This is a genomic window from Acinetobacter sp. A22 (genome assembly GCF_030913345.1).
Taxonomy (GTDB): Bacteria; Pseudomonadota; Gammaproteobacteria; order Pseudomonadales; family Moraxellaceae; genus Acinetobacter; species Acinetobacter junii.
Map to the genome: position 1 here is coordinate 2,164,246 of NZ_CP133162.1, position 21,657 is coordinate 2,185,902.

Annotated in this window: 21 protein-coding genes and 2 pseudogenes; 9 read left to right on the top strand and 14 right to left on the bottom strand. The window is 39.0% G+C overall.

Annotated elements, in window-relative coordinates; translation table 11 throughout:
* Window positions 1–16 precede the first annotated feature (16 nt).
* The 3 genes from Q9Q86_RS10595 to Q9Q86_RS10605 form a co-directional block, all read right to left on the bottom strand.
* A complete protein-coding gene (locus tag Q9Q86_RS10595; RefSeq protein WP_004957594.1) occupies window positions 17–1,045 on the bottom strand; it encodes a DUF4062 domain-containing protein in 1,029 nt (342 codons plus the stop codon).
* A gap of 110 nt (window positions 1,046–1,155) precedes the next feature.
* Window positions 1,156–2,028 carry a glutamate racemase gene (gene murI / locus Q9Q86_RS10600; protein WP_112987615.1) on the bottom strand — a complete coding sequence of 291 codons (873 nt, stop codon included), beginning with the start codon at window positions 2,026–2,028 and terminating at the stop codon, window positions 1,156–1,158.
* 44 nt (window positions 2,029–2,072) lie between these two features.
* A complete protein-coding gene (locus tag Q9Q86_RS10605) occupies window positions 2,073–2,684 on the bottom strand; it encodes a DUF1285 domain-containing protein (protein ID WP_112987616.1) in 612 nt (203 codons plus the stop codon).
* A gap of 187 nt (window positions 2,685–2,871) precedes the next feature.
* On the opposite strand from Q9Q86_RS10605, the gene Q9Q86_RS10610 reads away from it, so the two are divergent.
* Window positions 2,872–4,584, top strand: a complete 1,713-nt coding sequence (locus tag Q9Q86_RS10610; RefSeq protein WP_004916716.1) for an electron transfer flavoprotein-ubiquinone oxidoreductase — start codon at window positions 2,872–2,874, stop codon at window positions 4,582–4,584.
* A gap of 78 nt (window positions 4,585–4,662) precedes the next feature.
* Here Q9Q86_RS10610 and Q9Q86_RS10615 read toward each other — a convergent pair whose 3' ends face one another.
* The 4 genes and pseudogenes from Q9Q86_RS10615 to Q9Q86_RS10630 form a co-directional block, all read right to left on the bottom strand.
* Entirely contained in the window at window positions 4,663–4,854 is a 192-nt protein-coding gene (locus Q9Q86_RS10615; protein WP_004916718.1) for a zf-HC2 domain-containing protein, read from the bottom strand.
* On the bottom strand, window positions 4,848–5,465 hold the full coding sequence (locus Q9Q86_RS10620; protein ID WP_004958699.1) for an RNA polymerase factor sigma-70: 618 nt from the start codon (window positions 5,463–5,465) through the stop codon (window positions 4,848–4,850). Before Q9Q86_RS10620 ends, Q9Q86_RS10615 begins: the two co-directional genes overlap by 7 nt.
* Window positions 5,466–5,481: 16 nt before the next feature.
* Complete coding sequence (locus tag Q9Q86_RS10625; RefSeq protein WP_112987617.1) at window positions 5,482–6,213, bottom strand: DUF2063 domain-containing protein; 732 nt, start codon at window positions 6,211–6,213, stop codon at window positions 5,482–5,484.
* Window positions 6,210–6,551, bottom strand: a pseudogene (locus Q9Q86_RS10630) (DUF692 family multinuclear iron-containing protein); the annotation flags it as partial. The gene Q9Q86_RS10625 and the pseudogene Q9Q86_RS10630, both read right to left, overlap by 4 nt.
* Window positions 6,552–6,604: 53 nt before the next feature.
* On the opposite strand from Q9Q86_RS10630, the gene Q9Q86_RS10635 reads away from it, so the two are divergent.
* Window positions 6,605–7,633 carry a transposase gene (locus Q9Q86_RS10635; RefSeq protein WP_305156084.1) on the top strand — a complete coding sequence of 343 codons (1,029 nt, stop codon included), beginning with the start codon at window positions 6,605–6,607 and terminating at the stop codon, window positions 7,631–7,633.
* Here Q9Q86_RS10635 and Q9Q86_RS10640 read toward each other — a convergent pair.
* Both Q9Q86_RS10640 and Q9Q86_RS10645 read right to left on the bottom strand, forming a co-directional pair.
* Window positions 7,616–8,182: pseudogene (locus tag Q9Q86_RS10640) on the bottom strand (DUF692 domain-containing protein); the annotation flags it as partial. The gene Q9Q86_RS10635 and the pseudogene Q9Q86_RS10640 sit on opposite strands and share 18 nt — an antisense overlap.
* Window positions 8,183–8,247: 65 nt before the next feature.
* On the bottom strand, window positions 8,248–8,553 hold the full coding sequence (locus tag Q9Q86_RS10645; protein ID WP_112987116.1) for a hypothetical protein: 306 nt from the start codon (window positions 8,551–8,553) through the stop codon (window positions 8,248–8,250).
* A gap of 161 nt (window positions 8,554–8,714) precedes the next feature.
* On the opposite strand from Q9Q86_RS10645, the gene Q9Q86_RS10650 reads away from it, so the two are divergent.
* A complete protein-coding gene (locus Q9Q86_RS10650; protein WP_004916732.1) occupies window positions 8,715–9,329 on the top strand; it encodes a DoxX family protein in 615 nt (204 codons plus the stop codon).
* Window positions 9,330–9,341: 12 nt separating this feature from the next.
* On the opposite strand, the gene Q9Q86_RS10655 is transcribed toward Q9Q86_RS10650, so the two are convergent.
* Both Q9Q86_RS10655 and tusA read right to left on the bottom strand, forming a co-directional pair.
* On the bottom strand, window positions 9,342–9,938 hold the full coding sequence (locus Q9Q86_RS10655; protein WP_112987115.1) for a LysE/ArgO family amino acid transporter: 597 nt from the start codon (window positions 9,936–9,938) through the stop codon (window positions 9,342–9,344).
* A gap of 4 nt (window positions 9,939–9,942) precedes the next feature.
* Window positions 9,943–10,200 carry a sulfurtransferase TusA gene (gene tusA / locus Q9Q86_RS10660; RefSeq protein WP_004916739.1) on the bottom strand — a complete coding sequence of 86 codons (258 nt, stop codon included), beginning with the start codon at window positions 10,198–10,200 and terminating at the stop codon, window positions 9,943–9,945.
* Window positions 10,201–10,375: 175 nt separating this feature from the next.
* Here tusA and Q9Q86_RS10665 point away from each other — a divergent pair, with 175 nt between their 5' ends.
* Together Q9Q86_RS10665 and lnt are read left to right on the top strand one after the other, a co-directional pair.
* Window positions 10,376–11,215, top strand: a complete 840-nt coding sequence (locus Q9Q86_RS10665) for an HlyC/CorC family transporter (protein WP_004916742.1) — start codon at window positions 10,376–10,378, stop codon at window positions 11,213–11,215.
* On the top strand, window positions 11,212–12,771 hold the full coding sequence (gene lnt / locus Q9Q86_RS10670; protein ID WP_112987114.1) for an apolipoprotein N-acyltransferase: 1,560 nt from the start codon (window positions 11,212–11,214) through the stop codon (window positions 12,769–12,771). The genes Q9Q86_RS10665 and lnt overlap by 4 nt, the downstream gene beginning before the upstream one ends.
* Window positions 12,772–12,826: 55 nt before the next feature.
* Here lnt and Q9Q86_RS10675 read toward each other — a convergent pair whose 3' ends face one another.
* From Q9Q86_RS10675 to gspF, 3 genes are all read right to left on the bottom strand, one after another.
* Window positions 12,827–13,171: a hypothetical protein gene (locus tag Q9Q86_RS10675; RefSeq protein ID WP_112987113.1), complete on the bottom strand. Its 345-nt coding sequence runs from the start codon at window positions 13,169–13,171 to the stop codon at window positions 12,827–12,829.
* 263 nt (window positions 13,172–13,434) lie between these two features.
* Window positions 13,435–13,872 (bottom strand): type II secretion system major pseudopilin GspG, encoded by a 438-nt coding sequence (gene gspG / locus Q9Q86_RS10680; RefSeq protein WP_004916750.1) that lies wholly within the window; start codon window positions 13,870–13,872, stop codon window positions 13,435–13,437.
* Between the two features lie 23 nt (window positions 13,873–13,895).
* Window positions 13,896–15,101 (bottom strand): type II secretion system inner membrane protein GspF, encoded by a 1,206-nt coding sequence (gene gspF, locus Q9Q86_RS10685; RefSeq protein ID WP_004957567.1) that lies wholly within the window; start codon window positions 15,099–15,101, stop codon window positions 13,896–13,898.
* 200 nt (window positions 15,102–15,301) lie between these two features.
* On the opposite strand from gspF, the gene Q9Q86_RS10690 reads away from it, so the two are divergent.
* The 4 genes from Q9Q86_RS10690 (at window position 15,302) to Q9Q86_RS10705 (ending at window position 21,654) form a co-directional block, all read left to right on the top strand.
* Window positions 15,302–17,527 (top strand): primosomal protein N', encoded by a 2,226-nt coding sequence (locus Q9Q86_RS10690; RefSeq protein ID WP_171293756.1) that lies wholly within the window; start codon window positions 15,302–15,304, stop codon window positions 17,525–17,527.
* A 34-nt stretch (window positions 17,528–17,561) separates the two neighbouring features.
* Window positions 17,562–19,382 (top strand): cation:proton antiporter, encoded by a 1,821-nt coding sequence (locus Q9Q86_RS10695; protein WP_112987111.1) that lies wholly within the window; start codon window positions 17,562–17,564, stop codon window positions 19,380–19,382.
* A gap of 119 nt (window positions 19,383–19,501) precedes the next feature.
* Window positions 19,502–20,377 (top strand): Hsp33 family molecular chaperone HslO, encoded by an 876-nt coding sequence (gene hslO, locus Q9Q86_RS10700; RefSeq protein WP_112987110.1) that lies wholly within the window; start codon window positions 19,502–19,504, stop codon window positions 20,375–20,377.
* Between the two features lie 332 nt (window positions 20,378–20,709).
* Window positions 20,710–21,654, top strand: a complete 945-nt coding sequence (locus Q9Q86_RS10705) for a DnaJ C-terminal domain-containing protein (RefSeq protein WP_112987109.1) — start codon at window positions 20,710–20,712, stop codon at window positions 21,652–21,654.
* The last annotated feature ends 3 nt before the right edge of the window (window positions 21,655–21,657 follow it).

The window sequence follows — 21,657 nt, forward strand, 5'->3', positions numbered from 1 at the left end:
TCTTTTTTAAATTGGTTTAATGCATTGTTTTAAATTGAAAAACCCGATTACTATCTAGGACATTACTTTCCAATAGCTTTTGAGCTTTATGCGTTAACTGCCATAACATACGTTGGCGATCATCACGTCCCGTAGGTACAATCCATTCATTCTGACGCATTTGCATTTTTATCTCATGCAAAGCACGTATATTGATCTGTGCTCTTGAAACGGCGTGTGCTCTTGGCATCTCTTTACGCGCATCTTCCAAACCTGTTTCATTTAAATATTCATTCATACGTTTTGAAAAATATTCTTCAGGAGTTGGACTAACAAAAGATGAACCAAGTACATTGAGCAATTGTGCCCATGTTAATTTACGGAACGTTTTGATGTCTTTAAAATTACCATCTTGATAGGCATGCATACGATATTCAAAAGAATAAAGCTCATGCATTGAAACCTTAGGTAACATTGAAATTGGATCTGCTTCGCGACTACCCATCTCAGTTTCGAGTTGTTTTAGTTTGGCGCGTAAACTATCGATCTCATCTTGTAAAACTTGAGTGTTCTGAGGACGTACCCAACCTACCACAGGATAACGCTCTAACATTTGTGGCATGCTCGAACGAACAGCTAGTTCCAAATCTCTTAAGGTACGATATGTAAATATTTGATCAACATCATGCTGCAGCTGTTTTCTAAACTCTTTAAACTTTTCTTTTAATTCAGGTTTATTATCTTGCAGTTGTAAGTCACGCGAGTCGGGATCTTCATGCATAAATACAATCACAGGTTTTTGCTTGGTCATCGCATAGATATACTCTAAATGCATATAACCTACGCCAGACACAGATTGTTCTCCATACTGGCTGCCAAGCAAAATCACTACGTAATCGCAGTCATCAATTTGACGTCGGGCGATCGATGTGCTCAATGGCGTGCGTTGTTCCAAGCCCCAAGAGAAAAAGCCCATTCCCACCAAAGTTTGAGTCAGTACTGCTCGCTCTGGTTGCATTTCATTGCCAGACGTAGAAATAAAGACTTGATAACGAGTATCTTGCATAGCCTGTGCCCCACTTCACTTATCCATAAGTTTAAGCTAAACCGCCCAAAAACCTATTAACAGATAACCCCAAATAAAATTTTAAATATGGTATGAGTCGAGCTTAATATCTAAACTTCATCCAAATTATTGATTGTCCACGTCAATTGTGACGACATAAGATGCTGAACTACGGGTTGTAACTCGACTGCATTCTGTCCACTAACGAAACATTCAATACGTGTAATATTATGACTTATTTTGTCACATAATAACCTATTTTTTATTAAAATATACGCTGTTTGTCGCGCAACTGCTTGTCCTGAATCGATTAATTTTAACTTTTCATTAAAAATCTGACGAATAGCATCTTTCAAAAATGGATAGTGAGTGCAGCCTAGTACAAGAAAATCTGCCCCCTGATCTACCACTGGTTGCAAAATATTATGAAGCTCAACTAAACATGCTTCACTCATCTGCTCTCCTGCCTCTACAAAAGGCACAAGTTTGAGGCTCGTAACAGTTAAAACTTTCACACCTGCAGGCTCTGCAAACTTTAGCATGACTTCTTTAATTAACTTACCACGAAACGTTGCAGGTGTTGCTAGCACAGCGACGACTTTTGATCGCGTCTGAAGTACAGCAGGTTTCAACGCTGGCACTAAGCCTACAATCGGAAAATGCTCACCATAATGTTCACGCAGATAATCCAAACTAAATGCTGATGCAGTATTACAAGCAACGACAGCGATTTTGCAACCTTGCCTATAAAGCCATTCAATTGCTTTTGCCGTTAGCTCACGAATTTCTTGATCAGAACGCGCCCCATAAGGTACATGAGCGGTGTCAGCATAATAAAGAATGCGCTCATTGGGTAAATGAGAGGCAATTTCTTGAGCAATCGACAAGCCTCCAATCCCAGAATCAAATACACCTATCGGAGCATCTGAGGATGCATGAGGCATAGGATTTAATAACTCTGCGATAGGTTGAACAGCTGTCATACACGAAAACGTAGTGGTGAAATATCTCTGTTAAAGATTAAACCTCAGGTGCTCAAATGCAAGACTAAATCACCACTTTTTAATGTTAAAACAGCTTCACCTTGTGAATTTTCAGACAAAGTGCCGTAATTCACGAGATGATAAAAACTTTGACGCTGAATCAAGGCATTGATTCCAAATCGAACATGAACATAAGGTCTTAACTCACCTGCATATTCACGCATAAAAATCGGATGCTGTTCATCCACAATGATGACATCTTGATTACTGGTCGTAAGTTGTAGATATTTTTTTCCATCTAGTTCTATTTGATCAGCTTGATTGATGAGTAAAGGCTCATCTTCAACTTCAATTTCAATCTGTTCAACTGGTGTTTTTAAGTAGAATTTTCCATCTTCTTTCCAAAGCACTTTACTAAACAGATCTAAGAGTGCCTGACGCTTAACCAATTGACCTTCGTGCCACCACTCACCATTGGCTTTTACTTTCAAATCCATTTTGCCACAATGCTTTGGATGCCATTGGTCTAAAGGTGGAATTGACCTTTTGTGACTTTGCTGTACATCTTTTAAGTATTGTGCAATGTTCATTAAGTTTTTATCATCAGACAACACGATTTTTCCTGTATTCTGTGGAGAATCATTTTCATTTATCATAGTTTATGCCTTGCTGACGGGAAAATATGACCACTCAGCCAATTGGCGAGATCAAGGTTTAAAACTATACTATCCCAAACGTTTGCAAGCGCAATAGATAGTTTTGTGCTTGGCAATTCAGAACACTCATGGCAGCACCGAATAGCAATGATTACGGTTGCCACCCTTAAAATATGAGGAGTCCTACATGGAACACATCGAACGTGAAGCGATGGAGTTTGACGTAGTGATCGTAGGCGCTGGACCTGCGGGTTTATCTGCTGCGATTAAAATTCGTCAATTAGCGATTGAAAACAACCTACCTGACCTTTCAGTCTGTGTGGTTGAAAAAGGCTCTGAAGTTGGTGCGCATATCCTTTCTGGTGCTGTACTTGAACCACGTGCCATGAATGAATTGTTCCCGAACTGGAAAGAAGAAGGCGCTCCGCTGAATGTTCCTGTAACGGATGACGAAACTTATTTCTTATTATCTGATACTAAAGCACAAAAGATGCCGTATTGGATGGTTCCTAAATCAATGCACAACGAAGGGAACTATGTCATTTCTCTTGGTAACGTTGTTCGTTGGTTAGGTCAAAAAGCTGAAGAATTAGAAGTTTCTATTTTCCCTGGTTTTGCTGCATCTGAAGTACTTTATCATGAAGATGGTACTGTAAAAGGCATCCAAACAGGTGATATGGGTATTGGCAAAAATGGTGAGCCAACACACAACTTTACTCCTGGTTATGAACTTCATGCGAAATATACTTTATTCGCTGAAGGTTGCCGTGGTCACCTCGGTAAGCGTTTAATTGCTAAATACAACTTAGATAAAGATGCTGATCCACAACATTATGGTATTGGTATCAAAGAACTTTGGGAAATCGATCCTGCAAAACACAAGCCTGGTCTTGTAATGCATGGTGCGGGTTGGCCTTTGTCTGAGACAGGTTCTGCAGGTGGTTGGTGGTTATATCACGCTGAAAATAACCAAGTTACTTTGGGTATGATTGTAGACTTATCTTACGAAAACCCTCACATGTATCCATTCATGGAAATGCAACGTTGGAAAACACACCCAACGATTAAGCAATTCCTAGAGGGTGGTAAGCGTATTTCTTACGGCGCGCGTGCGGTAGTGAAAGGTGGTTTCAACTCTTTACCTAAACTAACATTCCCAGGCGGTTGCTTGATCGGTGATGATGCTGGTTTCTTGAACTTCTCAAAAATCAAAGGCTCACACACTGCAATGAAGTCAGGCATGTTATGTGGCGAGGCTGTATTTGAAGCCATCGCTGCTGGTGTAGCGAAAGGTGGTGATCTTGCCATTGCTCGTGTACTTGAAGGCGATGATCATTTTGCTAAAGAGTTAACTGCTTATACAGATAAATATAACAACTCTTGGTTAAAAGAAGAGTTATATCAAGCACGTAACTTTGGTCCAGCGATGCATAAGTTTGGTACATGGATTGGTGGTGCGTTCAACTTTATTGACCAAAATGTCTTTAAAGTACCATTTACATTACATGACTTAAAACAAGACTTTGCTGCTCTTAAAACTGTAGATGCGTCAACATTCAAACCTAACTATCCGAAAGCTGATGGTAAGTTAGTATTTGATCGTTTATCTTCTGTCTTTATTTCAAATACTGTACACGAAGAGAATCAACCAGCTCACTTGAAGCTGACTGATCCATCTATTCCAGTCAACGTAAACTTACCAAAATGGGATGAGCCTGCTCAACGTTATTGCCCTGCTGGTGTTTATGAAGTGATGGAAAATGATGACGGTTCTAAACGCTTCCAAATCAACGCTGCGAACTGTGTACACTGTAAGACTTGTGATATTAAAGACCCATCACAGAACATTACATGGGTAACGCCAGAAGGTGGCGGTGGTCCAAACTACCCGAATATGTAATTTTTAATTTGTGCTGAAACTCAGTTTTTAGTACGAATTAAGCTAAGAAAGCCTCATGAAATATGAGGCTTTCTTATTTTAATCTTTCTGTTTTTCATCAAATTTTTTATATTGTTTTGATAACAAACTTAAGCTCTTCATCTGCTTGCCAAAACGTCGACACGAACTACACATCACCACATGAAACTGTAAGGCACTCATTTCTTTGAAGTTCAGTGTCCGATCTTGTTTTTCTGAAAGCAATTGGGTCGCTTCTCGGCACGTCAACATGAACAATCCTCCTGAAGTAACCATTTGTTTTCTAAGCATTCACGTAGTCTGGTTCGACTGCGATACATTAAAACGTTCAAGTTTGAGACACTTAGCTCTAATTTCTCACAGATTTCATCTGAACTAAGTTCTATCATTTCCCGCAACATAAACACTTGTGCATACTTTGCTGGTAAATGATTCAAACAGGTATCGAAAATCATCCAAAAATCTTGCTGCTCCATCATTTCCTCAGGATTCAACCATGCTTTTGGTCTTTCTGATTTTTGCCAATGCCCTGAAGCATCAAACAACTCATCCACGCTTCGCTCATTTTCTTCCGTATCAAACAATTCAGACATACTGACTAAACGTTGCTTCTGACGAATCAGATCAACAATTTTATTTTTTAAAATAGCAAATACCCATGTTTTAAATGCAGAGCGACCAGAAAAAGAACCTGAATGTTGTAAAGCACTGACTAAAGCTTCTTGCACAACATCCTCAGCTTGATGAAATGAAGAAAGTTGCAATACTGCAAATTTCATCATTTGTTGTCGTAGTTCCATCAGAAAATCATCGTTATACAGTTGCTGCGATGCATTAGCATTCGATGTTGTCATTTCAGGCATCGCGTTTCTCACTGTGTTAGTCAGGTTTGTATAACAATTCTAAGCGGATCAAATCTTCTGCAAGTTCATCCAGTTGAGTATTCACTTCACTGACCGATAGATCTGGAATTATTTGCTGGATAAATTCAGTGAGTGCTATTCGCGGCAATGGTTGTTGTGCTAATTGCTCAATTAGATAAGCGGTTAATGGAGTCAATAATTCAACACAAACCCGATCATGTTTGTTTCGCCAAACCATGATGGCACTTGGAGCGGGATCTTTGTTAATTTGATTGATTGACCACTGGTAAACAGGATATTGATACACCAACACCCAAACTTGTGTAGTCAGCTGCCAATTTAATTCGGCATTCAAAGTAACATCTTCAATTTCAAGTGTATCCAAGTACAGTTCAAGCCATTCGTATTGCAATAGCTCAGCAAGCCACGGATATTCAAATAAAATAGGATGCTGCTTTTCTGTGAGAAACTCTCTGAATTGCAACGAGATATCGTTATAAAGTGGAGACTGATTCTGAGATTCTCGAAAAAAATCCGTCAGTAACTGTTGCCATTGCTGCTCAGGCAATAAAGATCGAGCCACCGGATAAACTAAATTGATAAATGAGCAAACATTGTTGAACAACAGTTCTCGATAAACTTGCATACGATCCAAAGCAAAAGGCACTGCTTTTACTGAATTTGGATCACGCAGCCAGTTACAAAAATCATGTTGGGTCTGCTGAAAAGTATGCTCATTCATACTCATACATTCACCCCATCGACCAAATTCTGGCTCATTGGGATTAGTGTATGTTGATTTGAATATTGATGCTGTAACTGCTGAATCTTATTCAATTCACTCTGAAGTTGCTGCCATGTTGGGATATTAAAATCGCGCTCTAATAACGTTGGTTTCACACCACAAACCTGATAAGTGTATTCCAACAATGCCCACACGGGATCACATACTTCAGCACCATGTGTATCAATGAGTAAATCTGTAGTCACCTGTTCATGCCCTGCTATATGTAAATAACGAATACGTTGTTTCGGCATCGCTTCAATGAAAGCATAAGCATCTGCTTGGTGGTTGATACTATTTAGGACTTACGCATTGACGGATTCAAAAAAGTATTAAAATGCTTTATAAAGTATCTGTGATTAGACGAATTAAACATGTTTCTACAGCAACCTGTACTCTACCCATTTATATGGGTTTTCTCATGACAGAACCGAACTCTATTAGCTGCACACAACTTGCTGAGACTTATAACATCTCGCATGATAGTGTAAATCGCTTTCTAGAGCGGGAAGACTACACACCTCACGACCTATATCAAGAAGCAATTCAACATATTGATAATAATAAACTTATAGTCAGTATTGATGATACTGTTTTAGATAAGCCATATAGTCAACATATGGACTTGGTTAGCTATTTTTGGTCAGGCAAACACCACCGATCCGTCAAGGGTATTAATCTCATTACCTTGTATGCGACAGATCAAAATGGTCAAAATATTCCAATTAATTTTCGAATTTATGATAAGTCAGCAAGTAAAACCAAGAATGATTACTTTATGGAGATGTTAAGTGAAGTACTCGATTGGGGTGCAAAGATTCAATTTATTACAGGTGATAGTTGGTATTCATCGACTGCAAATCTAAAAACCATAAGAAAATATGGTATTCGATTTATGTTTGGTGTCGACAGTAACCGTAAGGTTTCCCCTGAAAAAGGACAATGGTTTCAACTGCGTTTATTGCCGAATTTTCATCAGGGTCAAGTAGTCTGGCTCAAAGATTTTGGCTTTGTACAATTATTTAAGACTCAGTTAAAAGAACAGCAGAGGTTTTATATTGTGCATCAAGATGAAGATGATTTATTGTCCTTTGAGGGTTTTCATGAATTACATTCAAGTCATTGGAAAATAGAACAATATCACCGAGTGATTAAACAGGTTTGTCATATTGAAAAGTTTCAAGTAAGACGATCTAAACTGATTTTGAATCATATTTTTGCAGCCTTGATGGCCTACGTCGAGATACAAAAGAACCAGTTTGAGCGGATCTTTGAAAATGTATATCGTTGGCAGAAGAAATTATTTAGACCAATCATCAAAGACTTCATTGATGACTTTATTCTCGATAAAAATCATCTGCTACCACAGAGAATCTATAAATGATAGTGCGTAAGTCCTACTATTTACATAAACGTTATTCACGTCCAACAATAATTCGCAATCTGCTTGTGTGATGACTTCACGGACAAACTCTGCCTCGGACATTTCAGCATTCGGCATAAGATAAGTAGAAACATTTTCTAATACTAATCTTCGCCCTAAAATATCTTGAACTTGAGAAATTCGTTCCACTACATACTTCACAGCAGCTTCAGTCATTGGAATAGGCAAGAGATCGTATAGATAGCCACCATCATTGGTATAACTCAGATGTTCCGAATAAATCTCGACTTTATAAGAATCTAAGAATTTTTTGATTTGATGAATAAAATCAATATTTAAGGGATGAGGACCACCAATCGACAAAGAGAGACCGTGACAAATTAATGGAGATTTTTCTACACACTGAGCTAGAAGTTTCGCATGTCGACCACCAAAACCCATCCAATTTTCTGGAGCAACTTCAATAAAGTCAGGATGATGAGTCGCACCTAAAAATGCCTCGATAAAATCTCGTCTTAGACCAAGACCCACACTTGTGATCGCATCCATAAAGAATCCCTTTGGTGAATGACAGCCATCTTTTTAGATGCTGTCATCTACCGTCTGCATAAGGCTTAGTGAGCGCCGCACTTCCCATCAGCCACTTTCTTGTCAGCACCACATTTTGCATCTGCCATTTTTTTGTCTGCACAGCATTTAGCATCCGCAGCTTTTTTATCTGCGCCGCATTTTGCATCAGTAGTTTTGTGTTGTTTTTTCGCTTTATCTGAACCACATTTCGCTTCACCACATTTTGCATCTGCAGTTTTAGTCACATGTGTTTCAGTCGTCGTCGATGCTGCCGAAACTTGGGTTGCTGCACCAACCATAGATAATGCAACTAAAGCGGCAACCGAAGTCATTGAGTTTAATTTATTCATTGTGAAGTTCCTTTTAAGTAAATATTGCTTTTGTACTAGGTACATAAAATTAGACGTGCGAACAATCAAATTATTACAGTCAAATTTAGATTTTTTTTGTGTAAGAAATCAAAAATTCAAACGACCAATAACTAATAAAACTTATTCGTTGTGAATTTCTCATGAAAAATCTAATTTATTCTTTACATAAACGCTATCAGAATTTGGGTTCCAACTTAAATTATTTTGATGGAATCGCTTCTTTAGCGCTTCGCCTATATTTAATTCCTATTTTTTGGATGGCTGGACACAATAAACTACAACATTTCAATGATACAGTTGAATGGTTTGGCAATAGTGAATGGGGCTTGGGATTGCCCTTCCCATTGGTTATGGCTAGCCTTGCAATTTCGGCTGAGTTAGGTGGTGCTGTCTTACTTGCCTTAGGTCTTGCAACGCGACTGATTTGTATTCCATTGATCATCACTATGCTGGTCGCTATCTTTACCGTCCACATTCAAAATGGATGGCAAGCCATTGCTGATCCACATGCTCCTTTTGCAAATATGCAAGTGATTGAATCGGCTGAAAAACTAGAGAAAGCGAGAGAGATTCTGAGCACTTATGGAAATTATGATTGGCTTACATCTAGTGGCTCATTTGTCATATTGAATAATGGCGTTGAGTTTGCAGTGACCTATTTGGTTATGTTGGGTGCACTACTGGTTCTTGGCGGTGGAAGATATGTAAGTTGTGATTACTGGATCAGTCGTAAAGTAATTAAATCAAAAAGATAGGTGCATAAAAACCTATCTTAATAGTGAAAGTGCGATCAACCACATGATACAGCCAATCAATAGATCTAAGACTTTCCAAGCTTTAGGATTTGCAAATACAGGACGCAATAATCTCGCCCCAAATCCTAAACTAAAAAAGAATAAAAATGACGCTGATACTGCCCCACTAGCAAAAGAGATCTTATCTGCATATTGAGCAGATATAGAACCTAATAATACAACCGTGTCTAAGTAGACATGCGGATTTAACCAAGAGAAACTGAGACATAAAACTATCGTTTGCCAGAAAGTCGTTGTTTCTTGTTCAGAGGCAATTAAACCTGACTGCAAATTATAAGCATTGTAAAAGCTGCGGGCACCGTAAATAAACAAGAAGAGTGCGCCGAAATACTTCATAGCTTGAATCAACCATGCTTGTTGACTCAATATTGAAGCAAATCCAAACACACCTAAACAAATTAAAAATGCGTCGGATAAAGCACAGATCAGACATACCCAAAATACATGCTGTTTGAGCAATCCCTGCTTTAAAACAAAAGCATTTTGTGCCCCAATTGCGAGAATCAGTGAAAGTCCCAGCGCAAAACCTGAGAAATAGGTCGAAAGCAAACGATTAACCTTTTTGTACTAAATAATGATATTCAGTATTGCTATTTTCGTCTAAAGACTCTTCTTTCAACAGTAATTCATGCCCTAGATGCATGCAGAATTTAGGAATATCCCAAGAAGTTGAAGGGTCTGTTGCAAAAACTTCTACCACATCCCCAGATTTTGCTTTACGAATCGCTTGATGCAGCATCATCACTGGTTCAGGACAACGTAAACCACGGGTATTAAGTTGTACTGTTGGGAGTTTGGTTTGTTCAGACATCATATAACTCAAATATGCTAATTTTCACATTTTATCATAAAGTCATACTGTAGAAATCACCTGCACTTTTTTGAAAAACTGTACATTTCTTGCATCGTTTTATTAATGCATATCCGCTTTTTCTTCGGTATGATGAAAATCATCTAATTGATATAGAGAGTCTTTAGGAAAGATCATGGTCGATGAATCCAGTCCGTCGTGGGGTATGCGTGGCTTAAGAAAATGGTTAGGTACTGCACCTGAAACTCGCGATGAATTACTTAAGTTAGTTCAAGATTCACGTCGCTTCTTAGAACCCGACACAGTCGCAATGCTTGAAGGTGTTCTAGATCTGCCAGCAACGAAGATTCGAGAGGTTATGACACCTCGTACTGCAATTATTAGCTTACAAGAAGATGATCAGCTGCTTGACATCTTGCATGTTTTAATTGAATCAGCACACTCTCGCTTTCCCGTTTTTTCTGCTGATCAAACTGACAATGTTGTGGGCATTCTTCTTGCAAAAGACTTATTGCCATTTCTCACTGAACGCAATGTCAAAGTCGACATTCGCTCATTGATGCGCCAACCTGTGTTTGTTCCTGAAAGTGCGCGATCAGATCAAGTGCTTCGTATGCTAAAAAACACACAAACGCATATCGCCATCGTGATTGATGAATATGGTTCAACTTCTGGTTTAGTTACTCTGGAAGATATTCTTGAAGAGATCGTTGGTGAAATTGAAGATGAACATGACATTGCTGATGAAGAAGCTTTGTACATTGTTCCTGACAATGATCCAACCACAGCAAATACTTGGATTGTTCAAGCACTTACACCAATTGAACATTTCAACACAATTTTAGATGCAGATTTTTCTGACGATGAAGTTGAAACTATGGGCGGTTTACTGCTGCAAGAAATCGGTTTAGTGAGCGATCTACAAGGTCAGACGATTGAACTTGGTGATTGGGAATTTACCATTATTGAAGCAGATGCACGCACTATTCATCTGATTCGAGCTGTACGTCAATGAGAAGCTACTTTGAAAAGCTGTTCAACCCATCCCAAACCCACAAACAGCTTCCGTTTATCTTTCCACTCCTGATTGCACTTATTTCAGGTGCAATCTTTAGTTTTGCGCTCGCACCGTATTACTTTTGGTGGTTAGCAATCTTATCTCCTGCTTTACTCTATGCCGTATTACGCCAGCGTAATCCCAGACAGGCATTTGTATTGGGCTGGGCATACGGATTCGGATTGTGGTTCGTAGGTGCATTTTGGTTATATACCTCCATTCACGTCTATGGTGATACTAACTCCTTTTTAAGCGTTTTGATGATTGCCTTTATGGCAGCCGCAATGGGCTTATTTACCGCTTTTCAGACTTGGCTTTACCGTCGATTTTTCCCTGAAACTCCACTGACATTTGCACCACTTTGGGTTTTATTTGAATGGGCAAAAACATGGGTCTTCACAGGATTTCCATGGCTTTTTGCAGGCTATGCATTCACAGAACGATTATTAGATGGTTATGCGCCTTTATTTGGGGTCTATGCTGTATCGTTTGTCGTGATCGTGCTCGCATGTGCTCTTGTCGAAATCCTTAATCGTCGTTGGTTTTGGGCCATTCCATCTGGTTTACTGATCTTAGGTGCATGGGGTGCGGGTTTCATTCAATTTGTACAACCCAAAACAGAAAAACCACTCAGTGTTTCATTAATCCAAGGCAATATTCCTCAAGACCTGAAATGGTTGACTGAATATCAAATTAAAACCTTGGAAATCTATGCCAACCTGAGTCGTGCTGAATGGGGACGTGATTTAATTGTTTGGCCTGAATCTTCGATTCCTCTGTTTCAAACAGACATTCCTGACTTTTTAAAAGCAATGGATGCACAGGCTAAAAAATCAGATACTGCTTGGGTTACGGGTATTCCTTATTGGGACATCCCTAAATCACAACAAGTAGGTGAGCCTTTGTACTATAACAGTATCATGGCTTCTGGTAGTGAATCGTCTGGCTTATATAAAAAGCAACGCCTCGTACCCTTTGGTGAATACATTCCATTATCTGGAATGTTGAAATGGGTACTTCCTGCAATGCAGAACGATGTAAGTATGAGTGGTTTTTCTCGCGGAGAACCAGATCAAAAACCATTGTCTGTGAAAGGACATGCGCTTGCAGCTGCAATTTGTTATGAAGTGGCTTATCCAAATCTCACTCGCCGTAATGCACTCAATAGCGACTTTTTAATCACAGTTTCAAATGATGCTTGGTTTACAGGAACGGCTGGACCTTGGCAACATTTACAAATGGTGCAAATGCGTGCCAAAGAAAATGGTCGTTGGTTTATTCGAGCAACCAATACAGGCGTCACGGCATTTATTGATCAGAATGGTCATATTGTGAAACAGGCTCCTATGGATCACGAAGCGGTATTACGTGGTGATTTACCAGCGATGCAAGGTCAAACACTTTATAATCGTTTAAGTGATTACCCGATTCTTATTTTCTCTGTTCTACTTTTAATTATCGGTTGGATATATCGTCCTAGAAAAATCGATATTTCATTTAAATCACGTCGATAATTTCTAAAGAGCGTTTTGAATCCAAAGCGCTCTTTTTTTATTCATAATATTCAAATTAAAATAAGATTGAAAACTGTACCGTGAGATACGCGACTAAACCAGATAAGAAAAACATCGGCAAAGCTCGATAAGCTTTAAAAATGAATTGTTCATATTTTGGAATTAGATGACTAATATTCCAAATACTGGTTTTCAAAGCACTCAAGAAACAAACGATAAACCACGTACTCAATAAACTGATCGCAAAAAAGCCAATGACGATCTGACTACTTCCTTCAGCCGTTTGCCATAAGTTTAATGCCCCTTCACAGACAGGTAGTAAACTTAAAATGAGCAATACAGATTTAAGCATTGCCCAATGAAACTGATTCAGTTCATCTAACAAAAAAAATGCTTTCATCTGATTTCTCCACCACCCATTTAAATGATCTGAATTTATTATGCAAAGCTTTAATCTAAATAAAAAGTTTAATTTAATGAATCACTTCTGTTTCTTGTAACTATTAAATATGGGAATAATTCTTATTATAAATCTCAAATTAGTTTGATTATATTATTATCATGTTTTTCATAAATTTATGATTATTTTATGAATTAAGAAACATTATCACTTCACTCTTGATTTATTTATTCTAAAAGTGAAGTGATCGTTTTAATTAGAATTTATGGTTGATAATAAATATCTGCATCATTACCCTCACCACCCTCTTTTCCATCTGCACCAAACGAATACAAATCAAAAGAGCGACCTTCACGACCTGGAATCACATATTGTAAGTCATTTTCCCAGCTGTCTTTAGGATAACCACCTTTCACATAGCCACCAGGCAACCAATTTTTTGCGGTTGCAGGTTGATTCACTAATGCATCTAGACCGCCATCTTGCATCGATGGGTAACGCCCATTATCTAATTTATATTGGTCTAAAGCGCCAGCAACACCTTTTAAAGTAATTTGCGTGGTATCAACTTTAGCTTTTTCGCCGCGTCCCATCACGTTCGGAACGATCAATGCAGCTAGAACACCTAAAATGACAATCACAACCATCACTTCAATTAACGTGAAGCCAGATTGCTTCATATACATTTTTTGCTTATTCATTTTCATCTCTTTCATGCAATTCATCAAATCATATTGTTCATATTAATAATTGGCAACATTACCGCAATCACGATCACCAATACAATCGCTGCCATGAAAACCAACATCAGAGGTTCTAGCAGTGCCAATAAGGTGGAGATAAAAGTCGTGACTTCTCGATCTTGCATCGTAGATGCACGATCCAACATACGGTCTAATTCACCTGAAGCTTCACCACTACGAATCATTTGTACCATCATTGGTGGAAAATAACCGCAACGTTCTAACTGTGTTGCCAAATTACCACCTTCTGTTACACGCTCCATTGCGACTTCAATCGAATCACGTATCACCCAATTGTTACTCACCTCTGCACCAATACGCAAAGCCTCAACCAAAGGAACACCTGAACGTGTCAAAATTGATAAAGTGCTGGCAAACCGTGCAGCATTTATACCACGTGAAAGTTTACCAAATAGTGGCAATTTGAGTGTTAATCGGTCAAATGCATAATGCCCTGCAGTTGTTCTTAAAAACCTCGTAAACAGAATGAGAGCAATAAAACCAATGATCAACATGCCTATCCATGTTTGACGAATAAACGCACTAATTTTCATCAATAACACGGTGATCCAAGGCAATGCCTCTTTACTTTGTTCAAAGGTTTTTACGATTTCAGGAACAACATAAGTCATCAATCCCATCACGATCCCAAATGACATCAACATCAGGATAATCGGATAGATCATTGCACCTTGAATTTTCTTCTGCATCGCAAAACGATTTTCAGTGTAATCAGAAAGCTGATCTAAGATCAGATCCAGATGTCCAGACCTTTCGCCAGCAGCAACTGTCGCAATATACAATTCTGGAAACCGTCCTGATTGTTGCATTGCCTGTGCCAGTGAATGTCCTTCCAAAACCTTTGATCGAACCGAAATTAAAAGATTTTGAACGTGTGACTTTTCACTCTGCTTGCTCACAGCTCGCAGTGCTTCTTCCAAAGGAATGCCTGCTGCGACTAAAACAGATAACTGTCGTGTCATCAGTGCCAAATCGTAAGCACTAAAGCTTTTTCTAAACCATGATCGCTGTTGTTGCTTGTCTTTTTGCTCAACCGCATCAACAGCAATCGGTGTCCACGCTTTGTCACGCAACTGTTGACGAATTTGTCGAGCGGAATCGCCTTCCAGCACACCTTTGTGTTGCTTTCCAGCAGCATCGATTGCAGTAAATTGATAAGCAGGCATGGTTCTGTTCTAATTGTCCAAAAATAGTTGTCGTTACTGTTGCATCCATGTAAGGAATAAGGAACGATAGTTCCATTCTATATTCATCAAGATCGTAAAATTACTGTTTTGATTTGAATATTTGATACGCCTTGTGCACAGCACTTTAGCATAATTCCATGATATGACGTCATGCCATTTTACACGTGAATAAAGCCAATATGCCTACCGAAAATTCTAACGCTATTCTTTACCGTATTCGAGTTGCATTACCCGTCTATGTGTATGACACGTTTGACTATACGGTCAGTGCAGAGCAATACCTGCAAGCTCAAATAGGCGCACGTGTTTCTGTTTCATTTGGTCGCCAAAATCTAATCGGTATCATTACTGAGAAAGTTGATCCAAATGAGCCGTTTACAGGGCAATTCAAACTTAAACCGATTACAGTACTTCTTGATGAAGATGCTATCTTAGACCAACAAGTTTTAACTTTGTTGACATGGTCTGCGCAGTATTATCAATTCCCGATTGGTGAAGTGATGCAAAGTGCACTTCCTGCACTCTTAAGACAGGGTCGTGCTTTAGATATCTTATTTCACCACTGGAATATTCTCACACATGACGATCCAGAATCTTTATTAAAACGTTCTCAAAAGCAATACGATGCCTATCAGATTCTAAAACTTCATCCACATGGCGCTACCGAAAATATTTTAAATCTTAGTGGTGTAGAAACTGCAACATTAAAGGCATTGGAAAAAAAGGGACTGATTGAATGTCAGCTTGAAGCTCATGACTTTACACCGATGCCTGTACAACTTGCACAAATGCCTTTAACGCCGAACGAAGATCAAAAGCGAGCAATTCAACAAATACTCAAAGCTCAACAACGTTACCAAGCCTTTTTACTAGATGGACTTACAGGCAGTGGTAAAACCGAAGTCTATTTGCAAGTAATGCATGAGATCCTAAAGCAAGGGAAACAAGTCTTGGTGTTGGTGCCTGAAATTGGTTTGACACCTCAAACAGTCGCACGCTTCAAATCTCGTTTTCATTGTGATGTTGCTTTACTGCACTCGGGACTTAATGATTCAAAACGTTTGCAGGCTTGGCAACATGCACAAACTGGTAAAGCATCTATCATCATTGGAACGCGCTCTGCGATTTACACCCCTTTGCCGCATCTAGGTTTGATCATCTTAGATGAAGAACACGATCTCTCTTATAAACAACAAGAGGGTTTCCGTTATCACACTCGTGATGTCGCCCTATATCGTGGTCATTTACACAATTGTCCTGTGATTTTGGGTTCAGCCACACCAAGTATTGATAGTTATCATCTAGTGGAGTCTGGTAAATTGCATTTACTTGAACTCAATCAACGTGCTGGAACTGCGGTCTTACCGAAAATGCATGTGATTGATCTAAAAGTAGCAAAGAAGAAAAATGGCATCAGTCAAAACCTAATTGATCAAATTAAATTAACTTTAGAGCGCAAAGAACAGGTTCTTATCTTCCTAAACCGTCGAGGTTACGCTCCTGTTTTACTATGTGAAAGTTGTGGGTGGCAAGCAAATTGCCCACATTGTGATGCACATTTCACTGTACATTCACAGCCTTATTCTTATTTACACTGTCATCATTGCGGTACGATCAATCGCCTGCCAGACGAATGCCCTGCTTGTAAACATCAAACGTTAAAAAGCATTGGTGCTGGAACTGCAAAAGTTGAAGAACAGTTACACGAGTTATTCCCCCATCATGAAGTAATTCGGGTAGATCGTGACAGTACAAGTCGTGTGGGTAGTTGGCAAAAAATCTATGATCGAATTCAACAGAATAAACCAAGCATCTTGTTAGGTACTCAAATGCTGGCGAAGGGACATCATTTCCCACACGTCACATTAGTCGCTATTCTGGATATAGACTCAGGATTATTAAGCGTAGACCCAAGAGCACCTGAGCGCACAGCACAATTGATCATACAAGTTGCAGGACGTGCAGGACGTGGTGAACATAAAGGCAGCGTATATTTACAAAGTTTAAGACCCGATCATCCAATGCTCACAACCTTGATTGAACAAGACTATCGTGCCGTTGCAAAACAGATGCTGAGTGAACGTAAAGTTGCGATGTTACCGCCTTATCGTTACGCTGTTTTAGTCCGTGTGGAGTCGAAAGATCGTGATTATAGTCAACAGTTTTTAATGGAAGCAGCACAAGGCTTAAGAGCTATTGCAGCAGATATTATTGAAATTTGGGGACCTATTCCTGCCCCAATGGAACGCAAAGCAGGGCGTTATCGAGCGCATATGGTGATTTTATCTGCCGACCGAGCAAAACTGCATTTTTATTTACGTCAATGGTGGCAACAAGTGGTACATTTACCTCGCCAACATCAACTCAGATTATCAATTGATGTTGATCCACAAGAGTTTAGTTGAATTCACGATAAGAATTTTAGATTCGAGGCATTAAATGTCTTTATTGATTACTGTCCTTTTTTTCCTCGTAGCAACATTAATTTTTGCACCAATCGCAAAGCGTTATACATTCTCAACGATTTTAGGCTTTACGATTGCAGGACTGTTGTTAGGTCCTAGTGTTTTCAAACTGATTGATGATGTTGATGAAATTCAACTTTTAACCGACTTAGGCATGTTGGCTGTTTTGTTTTTCCTAGGTTTTTATTTAAAACCTAAACAACTGTGGCAACAACGTCATCATGTCTTAAAGCTCTATGCTATGCCTTTGGCTTTGATTAGCATTGTCCTCTGTGTCGTATGCTTTCTCTTGTTGGATCAGTTGTTACTAGGCTGTCTTTTGGGGCTATCCCTGAGCTTTTCATCTGTCTTTTTAGTACAACAATTTATAGAGCAAAAAAATCAGGTTCATAGTCAATTAGGACAAAATAGTTTAACCGCAGTTCAACTACAAAGTTGTTTTGCTGTGATCCTTATTATCCTTTTTCCATTACTCGAAGATACCGCAACTACACGTCATGGTATCGCCTATTTTGCTGCAATCATTGCAACAATCTCGGGGTTATTTTTAGCAAGCCGCTATCTAGTGCGTCCAGCTTTTCATTATTTAGCGCGTCATAAAAGTCTTGAACTTCTTCCCATCCTTAGCACGCTGGTTGTACTCAGTATTTTTTTGATACTACAGATTTTAAATATTCATATCTTAATCGCTGCTTTTTTAGCAGGTCTGGTGCTCGCTGAAACTGATTTTCGTACTGAGATCGGAAACTTTATTCAACCTTTTAAACATGCGCTCATCGGACTGCTGTTTTTTGCTTTAGGATTGAACCTAACACTCAATCCCTTATTCCAAACTCCTGTTTTTATTGTCGCTGCGATCGTTGGGCTTGTGGTGATTAAAGCAGGCATTATTGGAGTGACAAGCTATTTTCAACAACGCCAACTAAAACTCAGTAACCTGTCCGCTATATTGCTGGCACAAAGTGGAGAGTTGACCTTTATCTTGCTCAAAATTGCAGAAAGTGAAAAAGTCATCAGTACGCAAATATTACAGCCAACTCTAGTCGTGGTATTTGGGTCAATGCTTTTGACTCCACCTTTATTTTGGCTGGTGAATTCTAAAGTTTTACCTTTGATCTTGAAAAAGCCAGTTCAGCCCGATTCAGACGAAGTTGCGCAACATCCGATTCTAATTCTAGGTTTCGGGCGATTTGGGCAAATCATCGCTAGAGTATTACATGCTCAAGGTCAACACTTTAGCGTCATTGATAGCAATCAACCTGCTGCTCATTTTATAGAACAATATGGACATCGCTTTATTGATGCTGACGTGACTCAAATCGAGAATCTTCGTATCGCTGGTATAGAACACTGTAAGCTGGCAATTTTAGTGATTGATGATGTTGAGGATAGTATGAATCTCGCTCGTCACCTTCGTTTGAATTATCCAGAATTAATTTTATTTGCACGTGCTCGTGATCGACATCATGCACACCTACTGCATCAATTAGGCGTGCAACAAATTTATCGTGAAACCTATCTCTCATCTTTAGGTATGGCAGAAGATGTGCTGATAGAAACAGGTCTATCAATTGATGAGACAAAAACTCGAATTGAAGAGTTTAAACAGCACGATCAGGTGCTTTTGAGATCGCATTACAGTACATATGATGAAGACGATCAAATAGAGCGTTACCCGAATGCACTTGCAGAACTTGAATATTTATTTGAAAACACATCTATTTCTGCAAAACATCGTTTGATGAATGAGCAAAATACACAAAGTGAAGCAAATTCTCAGCAGGAAATATCTTGAGTTTTCGTAAACTGACACCATTATTGACTGCATAACCATTCACCTTCTTATAAAGCCATAAGCGCTTTTCAAGGCAAAGCATTGCTTTGTTTTCCCCTAACGGGGTATTGGAGAAAAATATGTCTGATTTACGCCAACGCTTTTATATCGAAGACTGTCCTGTTCGTGGTGAAGTGGTTCATCTAGAAGAAACATTACAAACGATTTTGGCTCAAAGAGAATACATGCCTGCGGTTAAAAGCCTTTTAGGTGAGATGCTCAGCGCAACGGCATTACTTGCAAGCACGCTTAAAATTCGTGGGCGCATCAGCCTACAAATTCAGGCGAGCGGGACATTCAAATGGGCAATGGCGGAGTGTAATCATTTAGGTGAAGTACGTGCATTAGCTGATTACGAAGAAGATCCAAGATTTAATGAAGGTAGTGACAGTCGAACTGTTTTGGCAGCCCTCACCAACCCTGTTCTTTTTATCAATATCGAACCTGAACATGGTGAACGTTACCAAGGGATTGTACCTCTTGATCAACCGACTCTAGCAGGTTGTTTAATGCAATATTATGATTTGTCAGCGCAAATCCCAACACATATTGTACTAGCAACCAGTGGAGAGCGTTCTGGTGGTCTTTTAATCCAGCTCTTACCTCGCAATGATGAGGAAGAACAAAAACTTGTTGATGAAGATATATGGCCACGTTTGAGAATGTTAACTGAAACACTCAAATCAGAAGAACTAACAGATCTTCCAGCCAATGAGATTTTGTATCGACTATACAATGAGGAAGAGGTTCGCTTACCAGAAGTTGAACAGCTCAAATTCGGCTGTACCTGTTCAAAAGAACGTTGTGCCAATGCATTGATTCAAATTGGTGTTCATGCAGTTCATGAAACGCTTGAAGCACAAAACCCAATCCAAATGGATTGCCAATTCTGTAATACACGCTATGAGTTTACAGCGGAAGAAGCTTTGGGCTTGTTCGGTGAACATTTGAGTTAATTCAGGTGCAATGTTTCTGGGTTAATTTCAAAAAATGTCCAATCAAATGATTGGGCATTTTTTTTGCAGATTAATTTCAAGCCACTTAGTTTGAATAAAATTTACCCGCGATTTTAAAGATTACTTTATTGCTAATATTTCCAACGCAGATATGGTTTGATTAGTATATTTTTCGAGAAATATTTTAATAAGAAAATATTCCAAGCCACTAATAATAAAAATAAAAAATTATCCGAATTGAATTAAAACAAGTCTTATACAATCGAATGCATTGCATTAAATTGGATTCGTTTCATAATGAAAGAAACAGATAACTATCCTAATTTAATATCATGACAAAAAATTATTATGAAGAGCTAGGTGTTTCTAGAGATGCCTCAGCAGATGAAATTAAAAAAGCCTATAGAAAACTGGCAAAAAAATATCATCCTGACATCAGTAAAGAAGCCGATGCTGAAACCAAAATGCAAGCCATCAATGTCGCATACGACACCTTGAGTCATGCAGACAAAAAAGCTGAATATGACCAAATGCTCGATCAGCCTCAAGGTTTCTCAGGTTTTGGGCAAAACAATCAAAGTGGTTTTGATGGTGCACAATATTATCGACAAAGTTCAGGGGCAGGTGCTGATTTCAGTGGTTTTGAAGACATCTTCGGTCGTTTTGGCGCTGGTTTCGGGGGTGGTCAACATCGCTCACAACGTCAACAACATAGTTACCGCGGTGAAGACCAACATGCACGTATTGAAATCGATTTAGAAATTGGATATCAGGGCTCAACGCAGCAAATTACATTACAAATACCGACCTACAATGTCTATGGTGAACCCGAAATTCAACGTAAAACACTTGAGGTGAAAATTCCGAAGGGAATGAAAGAAGGACAACAAATCCGTCTCAGTGGACAAGGACAATCAGGAGTCAATGGAGGACCAAATGGCGATCTATATATCGAAATCCAATACAAAGATACCAACCGCATTCATGTCGATGGTGTAGATGTTTACCAAACTATTGACGTTACACCATGGGAAGCTGCTTTAGGTCAAAGTATTGAGGTCAATACACCTGCAGGACAGCTAAAAGTAAATTTGCCTAAACAGGCGAAAAATGGGCAACAGCTCCGTTTAAAAGAAAAAGGGATTCCAAACAAACATCCAGGGCACCTTTATCTAATTGTGAATATTGTTTTACCAACGGCACAAACTGAACAAGAACAAAAGGCATATCAACAATTCTCAGAAGCCTTCTCATCGTTCAATCCACGTGCTTCATAAGGA

What these genes read in the sequence shown, in the direction of transcription:
- Q9Q86_RS10665 (WP_004916742.1), top strand. Translation starts at nt 10,376, where the DNA reads ATGGTCGATGAATCCAGTCCGTCGTGGGGTATGCGTGGCTTAAGAAAA.
- gspF (WP_004957567.1), bottom strand. Translation starts at nt 15,101, where the DNA reads ATGCCTGCTTATCAATTTACTGCAATCGATGCTGCTGGAAAGCAACAC.
- Q9Q86_RS10595 (WP_004957594.1), bottom strand. Translation starts at nt 1,045, where the DNA reads ATGCAAGATACTCGTTATCAAGTCTTTATTTCTACGTCTGGCAATGAA.
- Q9Q86_RS10615 (WP_004916718.1), bottom strand. Translation starts at nt 4,854, where the DNA reads ATGTTGACGTGCCGAGAAGCGACCCAATTGCTTTCAGAAAAACAAGAT.
- tusA (WP_004916739.1), bottom strand. Translation starts at nt 10,200, where the DNA reads ATGTCTGAACAAACCAAACTCCCAACAGTACAACTTAATACCCGTGGT.
- Q9Q86_RS10605 (WP_112987616.1), bottom strand. Translation starts at nt 2,684, where the DNA reads ATGATAAATGAAAATGATTCTCCACAGAATACAGGAAAAATCGTGTTG.
- Q9Q86_RS10675 (WP_112987113.1), bottom strand. Translation starts at nt 13,171, where the DNA reads ATGAAAGCATTTTTTTTGTTAGATGAACTGAATCAGTTTCATTGGGCA.
- Q9Q86_RS10695 (WP_112987111.1), top strand. Translation starts at nt 17,562, where the DNA reads ATGTCTTTATTGATTACTGTCCTTTTTTTCCTCGTAGCAACATTAATT.
- Q9Q86_RS10690 (WP_171293756.1), top strand. Translation starts at nt 15,302, where the DNA reads ATGCCTACCGAAAATTCTAACGCTATTCTTTACCGTATTCGAGTTGCA.
- Q9Q86_RS10705 (WP_112987109.1), top strand. Translation starts at nt 20,710, where the DNA reads ATGACAAAAAATTATTATGAAGAGCTAGGTGTTTCTAGAGATGCCTCA.
- Q9Q86_RS10610 (WP_004916716.1), top strand. Translation starts at nt 2,872, where the DNA reads ATGGAACACATCGAACGTGAAGCGATGGAGTTTGACGTAGTGATCGTA.
- murI (WP_112987615.1), bottom strand. Translation starts at nt 2,028, where the DNA reads ATGACAGCTGTTCAACCTATCGCAGAGTTATTAAATCCTATGCCTCAT.
- Q9Q86_RS10620 (WP_004958699.1), bottom strand. Translation starts at nt 5,465, where the DNA reads ATGCCTGAAATGACAACATCGAATGCTAATGCATCGCAGCAACTGTAT.
- Q9Q86_RS10645 (WP_112987116.1), bottom strand. Translation starts at nt 8,553, where the DNA reads ATGAATAAATTAAACTCAATGACTTCGGTTGCCGCTTTAGTTGCATTA.
- lnt (WP_112987114.1), top strand. Translation starts at nt 11,212, where the DNA reads ATGAGAAGCTACTTTGAAAAGCTGTTCAACCCATCCCAAACCCACAAA.
- Q9Q86_RS10650 (WP_004916732.1), top strand. Translation starts at nt 8,715, where the DNA reads ATGAAAAATCTAATTTATTCTTTACATAAACGCTATCAGAATTTGGGT.
- Q9Q86_RS10625 (WP_112987617.1), bottom strand. Translation starts at nt 6,213, where the DNA reads ATGAGTATGAATGAGCATACTTTTCAGCAGACCCAACATGATTTTTGT.
- hslO (WP_112987110.1), top strand. Translation starts at nt 19,502, where the DNA reads ATGTCTGATTTACGCCAACGCTTTTATATCGAAGACTGTCCTGTTCGT.
- gspG (WP_004916750.1), bottom strand. Translation starts at nt 13,872, where the DNA reads ATGAATAAGCAAAAAATGTATATGAAGCAATCTGGCTTCACGTTAATT.